The organism is Methylobacterium sp. 4-46, assembly GCF_000019365.1.
Taxonomy (GTDB): Bacteria; Pseudomonadota; Alphaproteobacteria; order Rhizobiales; family Beijerinckiaceae; genus Methylobacterium.
The window spans coordinates 3,610,649-3,628,693 of the sequence record NC_010511.1 but is presented as its reverse complement, the minus strand read 5'-3'; the positions used below and the strand labels follow the sequence as shown (position 1 = coordinate 3,628,693).

The 18,045-nt window shown below is 72.3% G+C and carries 15 protein-coding genes; 10 read left to right on the top strand and 5 right to left on the bottom strand.

The features are described from left to right. Positions 1–540 (top strand): molybdopterin-guanine dinucleotide biosynthesis protein B, encoded by a 540-nt coding sequence (gene mobB / locus M446_RS15690; protein ID WP_012333080.1) that lies wholly within the window; start codon positions 1–3, stop codon positions 538–540. Continuing rightward, positions 524–1,774 carry a gephyrin-like molybdotransferase Glp gene (glp, locus tag M446_RS15685; RefSeq protein ID WP_012333079.1) on the top strand — a complete coding sequence of 417 codons (1,251 nt, stop codon included), beginning with the start codon at positions 524–526 and terminating at the stop codon, positions 1,772–1,774. The genes mobB and glp overlap by 17 nt, the downstream gene beginning before the upstream one ends. 146 nt (positions 1,775–1,920) lie before the next feature. On the opposite strand, the gene ccoP is transcribed toward glp, so the two are convergent. The 4 genes from ccoP to ccoN are packed head-to-tail and all read right to left on the bottom strand — an operon-like array spanning position 1,921 to position 5,422. Further along, complete coding sequence (gene ccoP, locus M446_RS15680; RefSeq protein WP_012333078.1) at positions 1,921–2,802, bottom strand: cytochrome-c oxidase, cbb3-type subunit III; 882 nt, start codon at positions 2,800–2,802, stop codon at positions 1,921–1,923. Positions 2,803–2,807: 5 nt separating this feature from the next. Continuing rightward, entirely contained in the window at positions 2,808–2,957 is a 150-nt protein-coding gene (locus tag M446_RS15675) for a cbb3-type cytochrome c oxidase subunit 3 (RefSeq protein ID WP_012333077.1), read from the bottom strand. A gap of 4 nt (positions 2,958–2,961) precedes the next feature. Then, positions 2,962–3,711 (bottom strand): cytochrome-c oxidase, cbb3-type subunit II, encoded by a 750-nt coding sequence (gene ccoO / locus M446_RS15670; RefSeq protein WP_012333076.1) that lies wholly within the window; start codon positions 3,709–3,711, stop codon positions 2,962–2,964. 52 nt (positions 3,712–3,763) lie between these two features. After that, a complete protein-coding gene (ccoN, locus tag M446_RS15665; protein WP_012333075.1) occupies positions 3,764–5,422 on the bottom strand; it encodes a cytochrome-c oxidase, cbb3-type subunit I in 1,659 nt (552 codons plus the stop codon). A 243-nt stretch (positions 5,423–5,665) separates the two neighbouring features. On the opposite strand from ccoN, the gene M446_RS15660 reads away from it, so the two are divergent. From M446_RS15660 to M446_RS15625, 8 genes are all read left to right on the top strand, one after another. Further along, positions 5,666–6,481 (top strand): universal stress protein, encoded by an 816-nt coding sequence (locus tag M446_RS15660; RefSeq protein WP_012333074.1) that lies wholly within the window; start codon positions 5,666–5,668, stop codon positions 6,479–6,481. Positions 6,482–6,569: 88 nt separating this feature from the next. Next, positions 6,570–6,863, top strand: coding sequence for a hypothetical protein (locus M446_RS15655; RefSeq protein ID WP_012333073.1), 294 nt, complete (start codon positions 6,570–6,572; stop codon positions 6,861–6,863). 247 nt (positions 6,864–7,110) lie between these two features. Continuing rightward, complete coding sequence (locus M446_RS15650) at positions 7,111–8,829, top strand: NAD(P)H-dependent oxidoreductase subunit E (protein ID WP_012333072.1); 1,719 nt, start codon at positions 7,111–7,113, stop codon at positions 8,827–8,829. A 31-nt stretch (positions 8,830–8,860) separates the two neighbouring features. Beyond that, a complete protein-coding gene (gene fdhF / locus M446_RS15645) occupies positions 8,861–11,827 on the top strand; it encodes a formate dehydrogenase subunit alpha (protein WP_012333071.1) in 2,967 nt (988 codons plus the stop codon). Positions 11,828–12,124: 297 nt separating this feature from the next. After that, entirely contained in the window at positions 12,125–13,717 is a 1,593-nt protein-coding gene (gene garD, locus M446_RS15640) for a galactarate dehydratase (RefSeq protein ID WP_012333070.1), read from the top strand. Between the two features lie 68 nt (positions 13,718–13,785). Next, positions 13,786–15,105 carry an MFS transporter gene (locus tag M446_RS15635; RefSeq protein ID WP_012333069.1) on the top strand — a complete coding sequence of 440 codons (1,320 nt, stop codon included), beginning with the start codon at positions 13,786–13,788 and terminating at the stop codon, positions 15,103–15,105. 96 nt (positions 15,106–15,201) lie between these two features. Further along, a complete protein-coding gene (locus M446_RS15630; RefSeq protein ID WP_012333068.1) occupies positions 15,202–16,338 on the top strand; it encodes an L-talarate/galactarate dehydratase in 1,137 nt (378 codons plus the stop codon). Between the two features lie 194 nt (positions 16,339–16,532). Beyond that, positions 16,533–16,934, top strand: a complete 402-nt coding sequence (locus M446_RS15625) for a flagellar protein FlaG (protein ID WP_012333067.1) — start codon at positions 16,533–16,535, stop codon at positions 16,932–16,934. 12 nt (positions 16,935–16,946) lie between these two features. On the opposite strand, the gene M446_RS15620 is transcribed toward M446_RS15625, so the two are convergent. Continuing rightward, positions 16,947–17,897 carry an alpha/beta hydrolase gene (locus tag M446_RS15620; protein WP_012333066.1) on the bottom strand — a complete coding sequence of 317 codons (951 nt, stop codon included), beginning with the start codon at positions 17,895–17,897 and terminating at the stop codon, positions 16,947–16,949. Positions 17,898–18,045 lie beyond the last annotated feature (148 nt).

The window sequence follows — 18,045 nt, the reverse complement described above, 5'->3', positions numbered from 1 at the left end:
ATGCGGGTGATCGGGCTCGCCGGCTGGAGCGGCGCCGGGAAGACGACCCTGCTGCGGCGCCTGATCCCGGCGCTGACCGGGCGGGGCCTGCGCGTGGCGACGCTCAAGCACGCGCACCACGCCTTCGACGTCGATCGGCCGGGCAAGGATTCCTACCTGCACCGCGAGGCGGGGGCGGGCGAGGTGATCGTCTCCTCGGCGCGGCGCTGGGTGCAGATCCACGAGGTCGGGCCGGGGAGGGAGGCGAGCCTCGCCGAACTCCTCGGGCGGCTCAGCCCCTGCGACCTCGCCCTCGTGGAGGGGTTCAAGCGCGAGGCGCATCCCAAGCTCGAAGTCTTCCGGGCCGCCAACGGCCGGCCGCCGCTGCACCCGGAGGATCCGCGCATCGTCGCGGTGGCGAGCGACGTCCCGTTCCCGGGGGCGGGCGTGCCGGTGCTGCCCCTCGACGCGGTCGAGGCGATCGCCGACGCGGTGCTGGCGCGGGCCGAGCCGCTCCCGACGGTTCTCGAGAGGCTCGCGGGCCATGGCGCAACTGAGTGACGATTGCTTCGCCTTCGGCGGCCCGCTGCTCACGGTGGACGAGGCGGCGGCCCTGATCGCCGCCCGGCTGCCGGTGGTGGCCGGGATCGAGAGCGTCCCGCTCCTCGACGCGGACGGGCGCGTCGCGGCGCAGGACCTGCGCGCCCTCTGCGACCTGCCGCCCTTCGCCAACGCGGCGGTGGACGGCTACGCGGTCCGCTTCGCCGACCTCGCGGCGGAGGGCGAGACGCTGCTGCCGGTGCGCGGGCGGGTGGCGGCCGGGGGCGCCGCCGGGAGCGCGACGGCGGGGGAGGCGGTGCGGATCTTCACCGGCGCCCCGATGCCGGAGGGCGCCGACACGGTCTTCATGCAGGAGGATGTCCGCGTCGAGGGCGACCGGGTCCGGCTCCCGCCCGGGCTGAGGCGCGGCGCCAATGCCCGGCCCGCGGGCGAGGATGCCGGGAGGGGCGCGCTGGTGGTCCCGGCCGGGCGGCGCCTCGCCCCGCCGGACCTCGCCCTCGCGGCCGCGACCGGGCACGCGGCGATCCCGGTGCGGCGCCGCCTGCGCGTCGCCCTGTTCTCGACCGGTGACGAGCTCGCCGAGCCGGGCGCCGCCCTCCGCCCCGGGGCGATCCACGATTCGAACCGCGTCCTGCTCGGGGCCCTGCTGCGGCGCCTCGGCGTCGCGGTCTCGGATCTCGGCATCCTGCGCGACGAGCCCGCCTCCCTGCGCGCGCGCCTCGCCGCGGCGGCCGGCGACCACGACCTCATCCTGACCTCGGGCGGCGTCTCGACCGGCGAGGAGGACCACGTCAAGGCGGCGGTGGAGGCGGTGGGCCGGCTGGTGTTCTGGCGCCTCGCCATCAAGCCCGGCCGGCCGGTGGCGATGGGGCTGATCGGCGACACCCCCTTCGTGGGCCTGCCGGGCAACCCGGTCGCGGTCTACGTGACGCTGCTCTTCGTGGTCCGCCCGCTGCTGCTGCGCCTCGCGGGGGCGTCCTGCCCGCCGCCGCCCTCGCAGCCGGCCCGGGCCGCCTTCCCCTATCGCAAGAAGACCGGACGCCGGGAATTCGTCCGCGTCTCGCTGCGGCGGGCGCAGGACGGCACGGTCGAGGCCGTGAAGTTCCCCCGGGACGGGGCCGGGGTGCTGACCTCGCTCACCGGCAGCGACGGGCTCGCGGCCCTGCCCGAGGACGCGACCGGGCTGGAGGTGGGGGAGCGGGTCGAGGTGTTCCTGCACCCGCTCCTGTGGTGAGCCGTGGCACCGGGCCTTGAGCACCGGGCCTTGAGCGCCGGGCCGTCGCGGTCACGCTCCGTCGCCCGCATCAGCGCCAGCAACCAGGCTCGACGCGGATGCGGCCTTCGGGTGGCGAGGGGGCGGCGGACCGCCCCCGCCTGCACCTACTTGCCGCCGCCGAGGCTGTGCACGTAGACCGCGAGCGACTTGATCGTCGCGGTGTCGAGCCGGCCCTCCCAGGTCGGCATCACGCCCTTGCGGCCGTTGGTGATCGTGGCGATGACCTGCTCGGGCGCCGAGCCGTAGAGCCAGACCGCGTCGGTCAAGTCGGGAGCGCCGAGTTCGGGGTTCCCCTTCGCCTGGTCGCCGTGGCAGGCGGCGCAGTTCTGCGCGAAGACCTCCGCCCCCTTCTGCAGGCTGAGGGCCGGGTTGAAGGCCTTGCCGGAGAGGGACAGGACGTAGTTGGCGACGGTCTCGACCTCGTCGCGCTTGAGCACGCCGTCGCGCCCGAAGGCCGGCATGTCACCCTGGCGGGCGTCGGCGTGGCCCGAGCGGATGCCGACCCGGATCGTCTGCGCGATCGCGTCGAGGCTGCCGCCCCAGAGCCAGTCGTCGTCCTGCAGGTTCGGGTAGCCGACCCGGCCCGTCGCCGCCGTGCCGTGGCAGCCGGCGCAATTGTCGCCGAAGGCCGCCTTGCCGGTGGCGAGCGCCAGGGAGAGCAGGGCCGGATCGGCCTTGATCTCGCCGAGCGCGGCCGAGGCGAGCCGGTCCTGGCCGAGGGCGGTGCGGGCCGCCTTGGCGCGGTCCACCTCGGCCAGCACCTCGGCGCGGCTCGAGTAGCCGAGGATCCCGCCCGTGTGGCTGGCGATCAGCGGCCAGGCCGGGTAGGCGATCCAGTAGCCGAAGGCCCACACGATCGTGGCGTAGAGGGTCAGCAGCCACCAGCGCGGCAGCGGGTTGTTGTACTCGCGGATCCCGTCCCATTCGTGGCCCGTGGTGTCGGGCTCGGCCGGCAGGCCGGCGGGCGGGTGGGCGGTGTCGGCCACGGGAGTCACTCCTCGTCCAGGGGAAGGCGGGCGGCGGCGTCGAAGCGCGCCCGGTTGCGCGGCCACAGCGCGTAGAGGGTCACTCCCGCGAACAGGCCGACGAAGTACAGCAGGCCGCTCGTCTGAGCGAAGCGCGAGGCGATATCGTAGGTCACGGCGTCACCTCAGGTTCTTCTTGTCGTCGTAGAGCTTGAAATCGACCATCGTGCCGAGCACCTGCAGGTAGGCGACGAGGGCGTCGAGTTCGGTGACGTGGCGGCGGTCGCCGGGCACGTGCAGGGCCGCGCCCGGGTAGCGCGCCTGCAGGCCGGCCGCGTCCGCGCCCTCCGGGTCGAGCTGGGCGCGCAGGTCGCCCTGGGCCCGGGTGATCATCTCGGACGTGTAGGGCACGCCGATATGGGCGTTCGCCGTCAGGTCGTCGGCGACCGCCGCCGTGTCCAGGGGCCGTTCCAGGAAGGCGTAGGCGGGCATGATCGAGCCCGGCACCACCGCCCGCGGGTCGCGCAGGTGCTCCCGGTGCCAATCGTCCGAGTACTTGCCCCCGACCCGGGCGAGGTCGGGCCCGGTGCGCTTCGAGCCCCACTGGAACGGGTGGTCGTACATGCTCTCGGCGGCGAGCGAGAAGTGCCCGTAGCGCTCGACCTCGTCGCGCATCGGCCGGATCATCTGGCTGTGGCAGAGGTAGCAGCCCTCGCGCACGTAGATGTTGCGGCCGGCAAGTTCGAGCGGCGTGTAGGGCCGCACGCCCTCCACCACCTCGATCGTGCTCTTCAGGTAGAAGAGCGGGACGATTTCGATCAGGCCGCCGATCGCGACCACGATCAGGATGCCGATGATGAGCAGGATGGAGTTCTTCTCGAAGAATTCGTGCCTCTTCCAGAGGCCGGCTTCCGCGGTGGCCATCGCCATGGTCTTTCTGTGACGGGGAGGGGAGGCCCGCCGCGGGGGCGGGCCCGTGAGCTCACTCGGCCGGGACGAGGGTGGCGCCGGGCGCGGGGCGGGTGGCCTGCGCCTCGCGGCCCAGGATCGTCATGGCGAGGTTGTAGGCCATGATCAGCGAGCCGATCAGGAACAGCACGCCGCCGAGCGCCCGCACCAGGTAGTAGGGCTGCATCGCCTCGACCGTCTCGACGAAGGAGTATTCGAGGAAGCCGAAGCTGTTGTAGGCGCGCCACATCAGGCCCTGCATGATCCCGGCGACCCACATCGAGCTGATGTACAGGACGATGCCGAGGGTCGAGACCCAGAAGTGCCACTCGACGAGGCGCAGGGAGTAGACCTCGCGGCGGTTCCAGAGCCAGGGCACGAGGCAGTAGAGGGCGCCGAAGGAGACGTAGGCGACCCAGCCGAGCGCGCCGGAATGGACGTGACCGATGGTCCAGTCGGTGTAGTGGCTGAGCGCGTTGACGGCCTTCACCGACATCATCGGGCCCTCGAAGGTCGCCATGCCGTAGAAGGCGAGGGAGACCACCATCAGGCGCAGGATCGGGTCGGTGCGCAGCTTGTCCCAGGCCCCCGAGAGGGTCATCAGGCCGTTGATCATCCCGCCCCAGGACGGCATCCACAGCATGATCGAGAAGGTCATGCCCAGAGTCTGAGCCCAGTCGGGCAGGGCGGTGTAGTGCAGGTGGTGCGGCCCGGCCCAGATGTACATGAAGATCAGGGCCCAGAAGTGGATGATCGAGAGCCGATAGGAGTAGATCGGCCGCTCCGCCCGCTTCGGGACGAAATAGTACATGATGGCGAGGAAGCCGGCGGTGAGGAAGAAGCCGACCGCGTTGTGGCCGTACCACCACTGGATCAGCGCGTCCTGCACGCCCGAGAAGATCGGGTAGGACTTCGAGCCGAACACCGTCACCGGCAGCGCGAGGTTGTTCACGATGTGGAGCATCGCGATCGTGACGATGAAGGCGAGGTAGAACCAGTTCGCCACGAAGATGTGGGGCTCCTTGCGCTTCCAGATCGTGGCCAGGAAGACCAGGAGGTAGACGACCCAGACGATGGTGAGCCAGAGGTCGGCGTACCACTCGGGCTCGGCGTATTCCTTCGACTGGGTCACGCCCATCAGGTAGCCGGTGCCGGCGATGACGATGAACAGGTTGTAGCCGAGCACCACGAACCAGGGCGCGAGGTCGCCCGCCAGCCGGACCCGGCAGGTGCGCTGCACCACGTAGAGCGAGGTCGCGATCAGCACGTTGCCGCCGAAGGCGAAGATCACCGCCGAGGTGTGCAGCGGGCGCAGGCGCCCGAAGGTGGTGAATTCGAGCCCCAGGTTGAGCGAGGGCGCCCAGAGCTGGAAGGCGATGATGCAGCCGACCAGGAAGCCGGCGATGCCCCAGCCCATCGAGGCGATCGCCGCGAACTTGACCGGGCCGAGATTGTAGTTGGGCTTGCCGGCGATCTCCTGCGGCACCGGCTCCGGGTCGCGGGCCGCGTAGCGGCGCAGGATCGCCACGATGCCGGCCGCGGAGGCGGCCGCGAAGATCACCGCGTGGGCGCCGAAGGGCGCGTCGACGGCCTTGGCCGCCGCGATGAGGCTGAGGACGAAGCCGAGACCGAGGGCCGCGCACAGGCCGGCCTCGCCCTCTGTCATGTATTTGCTGGATCGGGCTGACGCCATGGCTCGCTCGCAGGAAGGCGGGGGATCCCGCGCTGACGAGCGCTTATCCGGCGGGCTCACCCCACCAACCTTGATGTGGATCAAGCCTCCGCCGGCGTGATGCGCGGCCGGCCGGCCTTTGCGCTGGATCAACGCGGAGGCGCGCCCGGGGAGGCAGGATCGCCCTGGTCCCAACCGGCCGTCCCATCGGCAGGGATCCATCGGCAGGGATCCATCGGCAGGGATCCATCGGGGAGAGGTGCGATGACTTACGCCAGCATCATGGTCTCGCTCGATCTCGGCGCCGCCGCCCAGGCCCGCGCGCAGCTCGCCGCGGACCTCGCGGGCCGGTTCGAGGCCCGCCTGATCGGCGTCGCCGCCCGGCAGGTGCCCGACCCGGTCACCGCCACCGACATCGCCGAGGCCGAGCGGATCTACGAGGCCGAGAAGGACCGCGTGCTCGACGAGATCGGGCTGGCGCGCGACGTCTTCGAGCGGGCGGCCGGCGGCTACGCGGAGGCGTCCTGGCGGGCCGCCCTCGCTCCGGCGCTGCCCTACCTCGCCCTGCAGGCGCGGGCCGCCGACCTCCTGGTCGTGGGCCGCCACGGTGCCGAGGACGGCGATCACGGCCCCCTCGGCGTGGCGCCCGGGCCGCTCCTGATGGAGGCGGGCCGCCCCGTCCTGGTCGTGCCGCCGGGCCCGACCCGGCTGCGGGCCGATCGGGCGGTCGTGGCCTGGAAGGACGCCCCGGAGGCCCGCCGGGCGGTGAGCGCCGCCCTGCCGCTGCTCGCCCGGGCGAGCGAGGTGCTGGTGCTGGGCGTCGAGCCGGAGGTCGAGGCCAAGGGGCTCGCCGACGTCGCGGATTTCCTGGTCCGGCACGGCGTGAAGGCGTCCTCCCGGCTGATCCCCGAATCGGGGATCCGCCCCGGCGAGGCGCTCCTCGCCAACGCCGCCGCCTTCCGGGCCGACCTCCTGGTGATGGGCGCCTACGGCCACAGCCGCCTGCGCGAGTGGCTGTTCGGCGGGGCCACCCGCACCATCCTGCAGACCACCACGACCTGCTGCCTGATGAGCCATTGAGCCGCAGGGCCGGCGGGCGGCCCGCCCGCCGGCCCTGCGACGAAGCGGCCGCTCGCGCGTTTCCCTCGCCCACCGGAGGGAGCCCGCCATGCCGAATGCCGAGAGAAGTCCCGCCGAGGAAGCGCGCCTCGTCGCCGAGGCCTACGCCGCCGAGACGCGTCCGCCGCTCACCGACAGCCTGCGGCAGGACCTCGCCGCCCGCCTTGCCCGGGCATGGCCCGAGGGCGTCGGCGCCGTGAACGCCGCCCTCGACGCGTTCGAGGAGAGCCTCGACGCCGTGGCGGGCCCGCGCCTCGCCGCCTTCGATGCCGGGAGCGGCCGCGTCACCATGGAGCAGCGCTCGGAAGCCGGCCGCCCCCTGCGCGCCTTCGGCGGCCAGTAGGGCCGCCGAAGGCGCGCAGGGGGCGGCTTGGACTTTCGTGGGGGGTGGCCGCTCCTGACGGACGCGCCCGCGATCCTTATGCTCCCGCGCTCCACGAGGGTCGGTTCGTCGCGTCGGGCGCGGCGATCGGCTCCCGGCGCGCCGGGAGCCCCGCCTCACGATCCGCGACACAGCCCGGCGAAGATCACAGCGCGAGCGCCCCCGTGCGGTACCTTGTATTTTGTATGCCAGCTGGTACGGTGACCCCATGAGCCAGCACGATGTGTCGCGCGTCAAGCGCTTCGAACACCCCGGACGCGGTCGCGAGCGGGCGAGGCCGGTGCCGAAGGGGCGCCAGGTCGATCCCCGGGCGAAGGCCGAGATCGCCGCGCTCCTCGGCGAGGCGCCGCGCCGCCGCGACCTCCTCATCGAGCACCTGCACCTCGTCCAGGACACCTACGGGCAGATCAGCGCCCCCCACCTCGCGGCGCTCGCCGACGAGATGGGGCTCGCCTTCGCGGAGGTGTTCGAGACCGCGACCTTCTACGCCCATTTCGACGTGGTGAAGGAGGGCGAGGCGGCGATCCCGGCGCTGACCGTGCGGGTCTGCGACAGCCTCACCTGCGCGATGCACGGCGCCGAGGAGCTCCTCGCCGCGCTCCAGGCGGAGATCGGCGCGCAGGTGCGCGTGGTGCGCGCGCCCTGCGTCGGCCTGTGCGACCACGCCCCGGCCGCCGAGGTCGGGCACAATTTCCTGCACCGGGCCACGGTCGAGACTGTGCGGGCGGCGGTCGCGGCCGGCGACACGCACGCGCATCTTCCCGACACGATCGATTTCGACGCCTACCGGGACGCGGGCGGCTACCGGACCCTGGAGCGCCTGCGCGCCGGCGATCTCTCGGTCGAGGACGTGCTCAAGGTCCTCGACGACGGCTCGCTGCGGGGCCTCGGCGGGGCGGGCTTCCCGACCGGTCGCAAGTGGCGCTCGGTGCGCGGCGAGCCCGGCCCGCGCCTGATGGCGGTGAACGGCGACGAGGGCGAGCCCGGCACCTTCAAGGACCAGCTCTACCTCAACACCGACCCGCACCGCTTCCTCGAAGGCACCCTGATCGGCGCCCACGTGGTCGAGGCCGAGGACGTCTACCTCTACATCCGCGACGAGTACCCGATCGCCCGCCAGATCCTGGCGCGGGAGATCGCCAAGCTGCCGCCGGGCGGGCCGCGCCTGCACCTGCGGCGCGGGGCCGGAGCCTATATCTGCGGCGAGGAATCCTCGCTGATCGAGTCGATCGAGGGCAAGCGCGGCCTGCCGCGCCACAAGCCCCCGTACCCGTTCCAGGTCGGCCTGTTCGGGCGCCCGACGCTGATCAACAACGTCGAGACGCTGTACTGGATTCGCGACCTGATCGAGCGCGGCCCGGATTGGTGGAAGAGCCACGGCCGCAACGGCCGCACGGGCCTGCGCTCCTACTCGGTGTCGGGCCGGGTGAGGGAGCCGGGCGTGAAGCTCGCGCCGGCCGGGGTCACCATCCGCGAGTTGATCGAGGAATTCTGCGGCGGCATGGCCGAGGGCCACCGCTTCGCGGCCTACCTGCCGGGCGGCGCCTCGGGCGGCATCCTGCCGGCCGCGATGGACGACATCCCGCTCGATTTCGGGACCCTCGAGAAGTACGGCTGCTTCATCGGCTCGGCCGCCGTGGTGGTGCTCTCCGACAAGGACGACATCCGCGGTGCGGCCCTCAACCTGATGCGGTTCTTCGAGGACGAGTCCTGCGGCCAATGCACGCCCTGCCGGGTCGGCACCCAGAAGGCCCGCATGCTGATGGAGAGCGGGGTCTGGGACACCGACCTCCTCGGCGAGTTGTCGCAATGCATGCGCGACGCCTCGATCTGCGGCCTCGGCCAAGCGGCCTCGAATCCGCTCACCAGCGTCATCAAGTATTTCCCGGACCTCTTCCCGACCCCGCGGCCCATGGCGGCCGAGTAGGGCGGGACGGGCCGGAAGCGGAAGCGACACCATGAGCAGCGGCACCCAGAACAGCAACCCGGCCGGCGGCGACCCGCTCGCGACCCGGCCCTCCGCGCCCCAGGATGCCGGCGGCACCGGCGGCACGCCCCAGGGCGGCGGCTCCTACTCGCAGGGCACGAAGGCCGGCGGGCAGGCCGGGCCCGCCCCGAGCGGGACCCTGTCGCTGCGCGACCTGCCGGCGGGCATCCCCGGCGTCGTGTTCGAGCTCGACGGCGAGCAGGTCGAGGCGCGCCCGGGCGAGACCCTGTGGGCGGTCGCCCAGCGGCTCGGCACCCACATCCCGCACCTCTGCCACAAGCCCGCCCCGGGCTACCGGCCGGACGGCAATTGCCGCGCCTGCATGGTCGAGATCGAGGGGGAGCGCGTGCTCGCGGCCTCGTGCAAGCGCACGCCGGCCGTCGGCATGAAGGTCAAGACCCAGACCGACCGGGCCGTGAAGGCCCGCGCCATGGTGATGGAGCTCCTCGTCGCCGATCAGCCGGAGCGCGCGACCTCGCACGATCCGGACTCGCACTTCTGGTCGCAGGCCGACCACGTCGGCGTGAGCGAGAGCCGCTTCCCGGCCGAGGAGCGCTGGGCGACCGACGCGAGCCACCCGGCGATGCGGGTGAACCTCGACGCCTGCATCCAGTGCAACCTCTGCGTCCGGGCCTGCCGCGAAGTCCAGGTCAACGACGTGATCGGCATGGCCTACCGCAACGCGGACGCCAAGGTCGTGTTCGACTTCGACGACCCGATGGGCTCCTCGACCTGCGTCGCCTGCGGCGAGTGCGTCCAGGCCTGCCCGACCGGCGCCCTGATGCCGGCCGCCTACCTGAACGATGCGCAGCAGCGCGAGGTCTATCCCGACCGCTCGGTCGACTCGCTCTGCCCCTATTGCGGCGTCGGCTGCCAGGTCTCCTACAAGGTCAAGGACGACCGCATCGTCTACGCGGAGGGCAAGGACGGCCCGGCCAACCACAACCGGCTCTGCGTGAAGGGCCGCTTCGGCTTCGACTACGTCCACCACCCCCACCGGCTGACCAAGCCCCTGATTCGCCTCGACAACGTCGCCAAGGACGCCAACGACCAGGTCGATCCGGCCAATCCCTGGACCCATTTCCGCGAGGCGAGCTGGGAGGAGGCCCTCGCGCGCGCGGCCGGCGGCCTGAGGCGCGTGCGCGACAGCCACGGACGCCACGCGCTGGCGGGCTTCGGCTCGGCCAAGGGCTCGAACGAGGAAGCCTACCTGTTCCAGAAGCTGGTGCGGCTCGGCTTCGGCACCAACAACGTCGACCATTGCACCCGGCTCTGCCACGCCTCCTCGGTGGCCGCGCTGATGGAGGGGCTGAATTCGGGCGCCGTCTCGGCCCCGTTCTCGGCGGCGCTCGACGCCGAGGTGATCGTCGTCATCGGCGCGAACCCGACCGTGAACCACCCGGTCGCCGCCACCTTCATCAAGAACGCCGTCAAGGAGCGCGGCGCCAAGCTGATCATCATGGACCCGCGCCGGCAGGTCCTGTCGCGCCACGCCTATCGCCACCTCGCCTTCAAGCCGGGCACCGACGTGGCCATGCTGAACGCGATGCTGAACGTGATCGTCGAGGAGGGGCTCACCGATCAGCAGTACATCGCCGGCTACACCGAGAACTTCGACGCGCTGAAGGACCGCATCCGCGAGTTCACGCCCGAGAAGATGGCGAAGGTGTGCGGCATCCCGGCCGAGACCCTGCGCGAGGTGGCCCGGCTCTACGCCCGCTCGAAGGCCTCGATCATCTTCTGGGGCATGGGCGTGAGCCAGCACGTGCACGGCACGGACAATTCCCGCTGCCTGATCGCGCTCGCCCTCACCACCGGCCAGATCGGCCGGCCCGGCACCGGCCTGCACCCCCTGCGCGGCCAGAACAACGTCCAGGGCGCCTCCGATGCCGGCCTGATCCCGATGGTCTATCCGGACTACCAATCCGTCGAGAAGGCGGCGGTGCGGGAATTGTTCGAGGACTTCTGGGGCCAGTCCCTCGATCCCAAGCAGGGTCTCACCGTGGTGGAGATCATGCGGGCGATCCACGCCGGCAGCATCCGCGGCATGTACGTCGAGGGTGAGAACCCGGCGATGTCGGATCCCGACCTCAACCACGCCCGGCAGGCGCTGGCGATGCTCGACCACCTCGTCGTGCAGGACCTCTTCCTGACCGAGACCGCCTTCCACGCCGATGTGGTGCTGCCGGCCTCGGCCTTCGCCGAGAAGGCCGGCACCTTCACCAATACCGATCGCCGCGTGCAGATGGCCCGCCCGGTCGTGCCGCCCCCGGGCGACGCGCGCCAGGATTGGTGGATCATCCAGGAGATGGCCCGGCGCCTCGGCCTGGCCTGGGATTATGGCGGCCCGGCCGACATCTTCACCGAGATGGCCCGGGTGATGCCCTCGCTCAAGAACATCACCTGGGAGCGGGTGGAGCGCGAGGGCGCCGTCACCTACCCGGTCGACGCGCCGGACGAGCCCGGCCACGAGATCATCTTCTACGCCGGGTTCCCGACCGAGAGCGGGCGCGCCAAGATCGTTCCGGCCGCGGTGACGCCGCCCGACGAGGTGCCGGACACCGAGTTCCCGATGGTCCTCTCGACCGGCCGCGTGCTGGAGCACTGGCACACGGGCTCGATGACCCGCCGCGCCGGGGTGCTCGACGCGATCGAGCCCGAGGCGGTGGCCTTCATGGCGCCGCGCGAACTCGGCCGGCTCGGCCTCGTGCCGGGCGACCGGATGCGCCTCGAGACCCGCCGCGGCGCCGTCGAGGTGAAGGTGCGCTCCGACCGCGACGTGCCGGAGGGGATGGTGTTCATGCCCTTCTGCTACGCCGAGGCCGCCGCGAACCTGCTCACCAACCCGGCGCTCGACCCGATGGGCAAGATCCCGGAGTTCAAGTTCTGCGCCGCCCGGGTGGTGCCCGTCGTTCCGGCCTCGATCGCGGCCGAGTAGGGGCGGGCTCCCGGCCCGGCGCCGCCGCTTCACGCGCGAGGCAGATCCCGGCGCGGGGCCGTTCGGCACCCGCGCCGCTTCGCGTCCGCGGGCGGGGAATCCGGCCGGCCCGCCGCCCGTCGATCCATTTCCGGCATCAATCCATGCCGACTCTGAGTTGGCCCGAGATGAATGCGCTCGCTATGACTCTCTCAACCACGGGCTGGGCCGAGGCCTGAGCCGAGGCGAGCCGCCGGATCCGCGCCAGCGCCTGCTGGCCCGTCGCCGCGGCCGGCGCGCCGCGAGAGGGAGGATCCGATGCCGGCGGACGCCAAGACGAGTCCGGGAGTCAAGACGAGTCCGGGAACCAAGACGAGTCCGGGACTCGCGGGGGACCTGCCCCGCACGATCCGGCTCCACCCGGACGACAACGTCGCGATCGTGGTGAACGCCTTCGGGCTGCCGGCCGGCACCGCACTTCCGGACGGGCTCACCCTGCGCGAATTCGTGCCGCAGGGCCACAAGGTGGCCCTCGCCGACATCCCCGAGGGCGCCCCGGTGCGCCGCTACGGCGAGGTGATCGGCACCGCCCTGCGGGACATCTCCCGCGGCGCCTGGGTCGAGGAGAGCCGGGTGCGGACGCCGCCCGCGCCGGCCCTCGACGCCCTCGCGCTCGCCACCCGGGTCCCGGCGCCCCTCCCGCCCCTCGACGGCTACACGTTCGAGGGCTACCGCAACCCGGACGGCTCGGTCGGCACGCGCAACATCCTGGCCATCTCGACCAGCGTGCAATGCGTCGCCGGCACCCTCGACGTCGCCGTCCGGCGCATCCGCGAGGAGTTGCTGCCGCGCTACCCGAACGTCGACGACGTGGTCGGGCTGACCCACGCCTATGGCTGCGGCGTCGCCATCAACGCGCCCGAGGCCGTGATCCCGATCCGCACCCTGCAGAGCCTCGCCCAGAACCCGAATTTCGGTGGCGAGGTGATGGTGGTGGGCCTCGGCTGCGAGAAGCTCGTCTCCGAGCGGCTGCTGCCGGACGGGCAGGGCGAGGGCGTGGTGCGGCTCCAGGACGAGCGCCACCAGGGCTTCGGCATGATGCTGGAGAGCATCATGGCGATGGCGCGGGCGCGGCTGGAGGTGCTGAACCGCCGCCGCCGCGAGACCTGCCCGGCCTCGGACCTCGTCGTCGGGCTGCAATGCGGCGGCAGCGACGCCTTCTCGGGCGTCACCGCCAACCCGGCGCTCGGCTATTGCGCCGACCTGCTGGTGCGCTGCGGGGCGACCGTGATGTTCTCGGAAGTCACCGAGGTGCGCGACGCCATCCACCTCCTCACCCCGCGGGCCGAGACCGAGGAGGTGGCCCGCGCGCTGATCCGCGAGATGGCGTGGTACGACGCCTACCTCGCCCGCGGGCAGGCCGACCGCAGCGCCAATCCCTCGCCCGGCAACAAGAAGGGCGGGCTCAACACCATCGTCGAGAAGGCCCTCGGCTCGGTGGCGAAGTCGGGCACGAGCGCGATTCGCGGCGTGCTCGCGCCGGGCGAGCGGGTGCGCCGGAAGGGCCTGATCTTCGCCGCGACCCCGGCGAGCGACTTCGTCTGCGGCACGCTGCAGCTCGCCTCCGGCATGACCCTGCAGGTCTTCTCCACGGGGCGGGGCACCCCCTACGGGCTGGCCGAGGCGCCGGTGATCAAGGTGGCGACCCGCACGGAGCTCGCCGAGCGCTGGTCGGACCTGATCGACCTCGATGCCGGCCGGATCGCCACCGGCGAGGCGACGATCGAGGAGATGGGCTGGGAGCTCTTCCGCCTGATCCTCGACGTGGCGAGCGGGCGCACCAAGCCCTGGTCGGACCGCTGGGGCCTCTACAACGACCTCACCCTCTTCAACCCGGCGCCCGTCACCTGACGCCATCGGGACCTCCGGGGCGATCCGGCCCCGGCAACGACGCGATAACCGACAATCGGGAGGAAACCATGGATCTGGCCGACCGCGAACTCGAGGCGAGGACGATCCGCAAGGTGGCGTGGCGCCTCCTGCCGCTCATCGTCATCATCTACCTCATCGCCTACATCGACCGCACCAACGTCAGCTTCGCGGCGACCGGCGGCATGTCGCAGGCACTGGGGCTCTCGGCGAAGGATTTCGGCTTCGGGGCCGGCATCTTCTTCCTCGGCTACTTCGTCTTCGAGGTGCCGAGCAACCTGCTCCTGGAGAAGGCCGGGGCGCGGCGCTGGATCGCCCGCATCATGATCTCCTGGGGCCTCGTGGCGGGCGCGATGGCCTTCGTGACCGGGCCGACCAGCTTCGTGGTGATGCGCTTCCTCCTCGGCGTCGCCGAGGCCGGGTTCTTCCCGGGCGTGATCCTCTACTTCACCTACTGGTTCCCGAAGGCCTATCGCAGCCGCGTGCTGGCCTCGCTCTACCTGGCGGTTCCGGTCTCGAACGCCGTGACGGCGGCGCTCTCGGGCGTGCTCCTGCGCCTCGACGGGGCGCTCGGGCTGGCGGGCTGGCAGTGGCTCTTCCTGGTCGAGGCGGCCCCGGCCGTGCTCCTCGCCTTCGTGGTGCTGCGCTGGCTCACCGACTCGCCCGCCGTCGCCGACTGGCTCGCGCCCGACGAGAAGGCGTGGCTGTGCGGCGCGATCGAGCGGGAGCGGCAGGACCTGCTGCGCCAGGAGCAGGGCCACATGAGCCTGCGCCGCGCCTTCTCGGACCTGCGCGTGCTCTCGCTCGCCCTGATGTACTTCACCATCGTCACGGCGACCTACGGGATCACCTACTTCCTGCCGCAGATCGTGAAGGGCCTCGGCGGCTCCGACCTGGAGGTCGGCCTCGTCAGCGCCGCGCCCTACGTGGTCGGCACGATCGGGCTCCTCGTCTGGAGCTGGTCCTCGGACCGGATGCGCGAGCGCAAGTGGCACTACATCGTCGCCTGCCTGCTCGGGGCGGGGGGGCTGGCCGCGGCGGGCCTCTACGGCAACACCCTGATGGCGGTGGTGGCGATCGCGGTGGCGACGATCGGGCTCTACGGCTGCAAGCCGGCCTTCTGGACCATGCCGAGCGAGTTCCTGACCGGCACCGCCGCCGCGGGCGGCATCGCGATGATCAACTCGATCGGCAATCTCGGCGGCTTCGTCGGCCCCTTCGTGGTCGGCTGGATCAAGGACGCGACCGGCGGCTTCGGGGCGGCGCTCGGCTTCCTCACCGCCTGCGCGGTGCTCTCGGCCCTCCTCGCCCTGCTCACGGCGCCGGGCCGGGTGCGGACCGCCGCCAAGGTCGCGGCGCTCCCGACCTGACGTCGCGCGGGCGCCCCGCCCGGGGCGCCGCGCCCGCCAGGGCCCATCACCGGCACGGGCCATCACCGGCACGGGCCATCACCGGGAGGAACGAGGATGCCGCACGGGACCGACACGATCCGCCGGATCAGGCTGCACGCGGTGACCCTGCCGCTCGCCAGCCCGATCAGCGACGCCAAGGTGCTCACCGGGCGCCAGAGGCCGATGACCGAGATCGCCATCCTGGTCTGCGAGATCGAGGCCGGGGACGGGTCGGGCGGCCTCGGCTTCAGCTACGTGAAGCGGGCCGGCGGCCCGGGGCAGTTCGCCCATGCCCGCGAGATCGCGCCCGCCCTGCTCGGGGAGGATCCGAGCGACATCGCCAAGGCCTGGGACCGCCTGGCCTGGGCGGGAGCCTCGGCCGGCCGCGGCGGCCTCGCGGTCCAGGCGATCGGCGCCTTCGACGTCGCCCTCTGGGACCTGAAGGCGAGGCGGGCCGGCCTCTCGCTCGCCAAGCTCCTCGGGGCGCACCGCGATTCGGTGCGCTGCTACAACACGTCGGGCGGCTTCCTGCACACGCCCCTCGACGAGCTGCTGGTCAATGCCGAGCGCTCCCGCGCCCGCGGGATCGGCGGCATCAAGCTCAAGGTTGGGCAGCCGGACGGGGCCCTCGACGTGAAGCGGGTCGCCGCCGTGCGGGAGCGCCTCGGCGACGAGGTCCCGCTGATGGTCGATGCCAACCAGCAATGGGATCGGCCGACCGCCCTGCGCATGGGCCGGATCTTCGAGGCCTTCAACCTCGTCTGGATCGAGGAGCCCCTCGACTGCCTGGACGCGGCCGGCCACGCGGCGCTCGCCGCCGCCCTCGACACGCCGATCGCCACCGGCGAGATGCTGACGAGCGTCGCCGAGCACTGGGACTTCATCCGCCAGAACGGCGCCGACTACCTGATGCCGGACGCGCCGCGGGTCGGCGGCATCACGCCCTTCCTCAAGGTGGCGGCGCTGGCGGAATTCGCCGGCCTCACCGTCGCGCCGCACTTCGCCATGGAGTTGCACATCCACCTCGCCGCCGCGCTCCAGCGCGAGCCCTGGGTGGAGCATTTCGAGTGGCTCGAACCGCTCTTCAACGAGCGGCTGGCCCTCGAGGGCGGCCGGATGATCGTGCCGACCCGGCCCGGGCTCGGCCTCACCCTGAGCGATCAGGCCCGCGCCTGGACCCGCGAGACCGCGGAATTCGTCGCGCCGGCCTGAGCCCGCGGCGCCCGCCGCGATGGGTCCGATCCGCCACCGCACCGGCCCCGCCCTCAGGGCGCCCGCCGGGCGAACCGCCGGCGCGATGTCGTGAAAAAGAATGCGCCGGCGTTAACCAGGCCTTCACACCAGCGCGCGAGCGGGGCGCGCCGTTAAGGTCCGGGTAGGGACGACGGGTGTCTGATCATGCCAGCATGAACACCTGGGGACTCTCGATGTTCGAGATCCGGTCCTTGGCGGCGCCGAGCGCGCCTGCCCCGATCGAGGCGGACCCTCCGCCGCGCCGCCCGACCGGCGGGCGCGAGCCCGAATCCGCGCCGCTCGACGACGCCGTCACCCTCGACCTGAGCCCGGAGGCGAAGCGCGCCCTCGCGGAAGCCCCGCCCGAGCCGTCGCCCGATGCCGGCCGCTCCGAGGTGCGCTACCGCCGCGACGTCGAGACCCAGCAGATGGTGTTCCAGGTGCTCGACCCGAATTCCGGCTCGGTGCTCGACCAGCTCCCCTCCGAATCGGCCCTGCGCGCCAAGACCTACGCGCGCGAGTCGGAGGCCGCGCAGGCCGCCCCGATCGGCACCACCGTCGCGCGCACGGCCTGACGGCGCCCGGCTTCAGGCCAGCGCCATCAGGAAGCGCTCGATCAGCTCCAGCGCCCGCTCGGTCATCGCCAGGGGGTAGCGGATGAAGACGTGGCAGCCGCCGGTATAGACCGCCGTGTAGCCCCCGTTATTGGCCGCGGCCCAGCGCATCGACATGAACAGCGTGTCGTCGAGGAGCGGGTCGCGGGTCCCGACCGAGAACAGGGCGGGGGGCAGGCCCTTGAGATCGGCGTAGAGCGGCGAGACCTCGGGCGAGCGCCGGGCGACCCCCTCGGGCACGAAGCCGTCCGCGAAGCGGCGCACGTCGCGGGAATTGAGGACGAGCCGCTCCTCGCCCCAGTTGCGGGCGCTCGCGGTGACGCCGAGGTCGAACAGGCCGGAGAACAGGTTCGCGCCCCGGAACGCCTTCGGGAGCCGGTGGCGGTCGCGCAGGCGCAGGAGCGTCATCACCGAGAGGTGGGCTCCGACCGATTCGCCGCCGATGGTCAGCGCCTCGACGCCGAACAGGCGCCGCCCCTCGCCGTGCAGCCACAGCGCCGCCGCCGCGCAATCGTCGAGCGGGGCCGGGTAGGGGTGCTCGGGCGCGAGCCGGTACTCGACCGAGATGCAGACGAAGCCGCAGCGGTCGGCGATGCGCTCCAGCCAGGGGTCCTGCTCGTCGGCCGCGCCCCAGATCCAGCCGCCGCCGTGAATGTGCAGGTAGGCGCCGCGCGGCTTGCGCACCGGGCGAATCACCCTGAGGGCGATCGGGCCGCCCGGGCCCGGGATGGTCAGCGTCTCGGCCCGCGGGCTCTGCGGCATCGCCGGGAAGGCGGCGCTGCCCTGTCGTCGCCGGGCCCGCACCTCGGCGACGGGCAGCGACCAGGGATCCGGGGCGCTCGCCTGCGCGGCCATGATCTCCCGGTTGAGCCGCTCCGCATCCGGGTCGGCCTTGGCGGGATCGAAGAGCGCGTGGTCGATCATGCTGCGAACCCGTGACCGCCCGCTGCGGCGGACGTCTCCCTCGTGAATCGATGGCGCGCCCTCCTGGTGTGGGGCTTGACGCTCGCCATCTTTACGACGCGCCGCGGAGCGACGTAACGCGTCCGTTGCAGATTTGCGGGGACGTGTG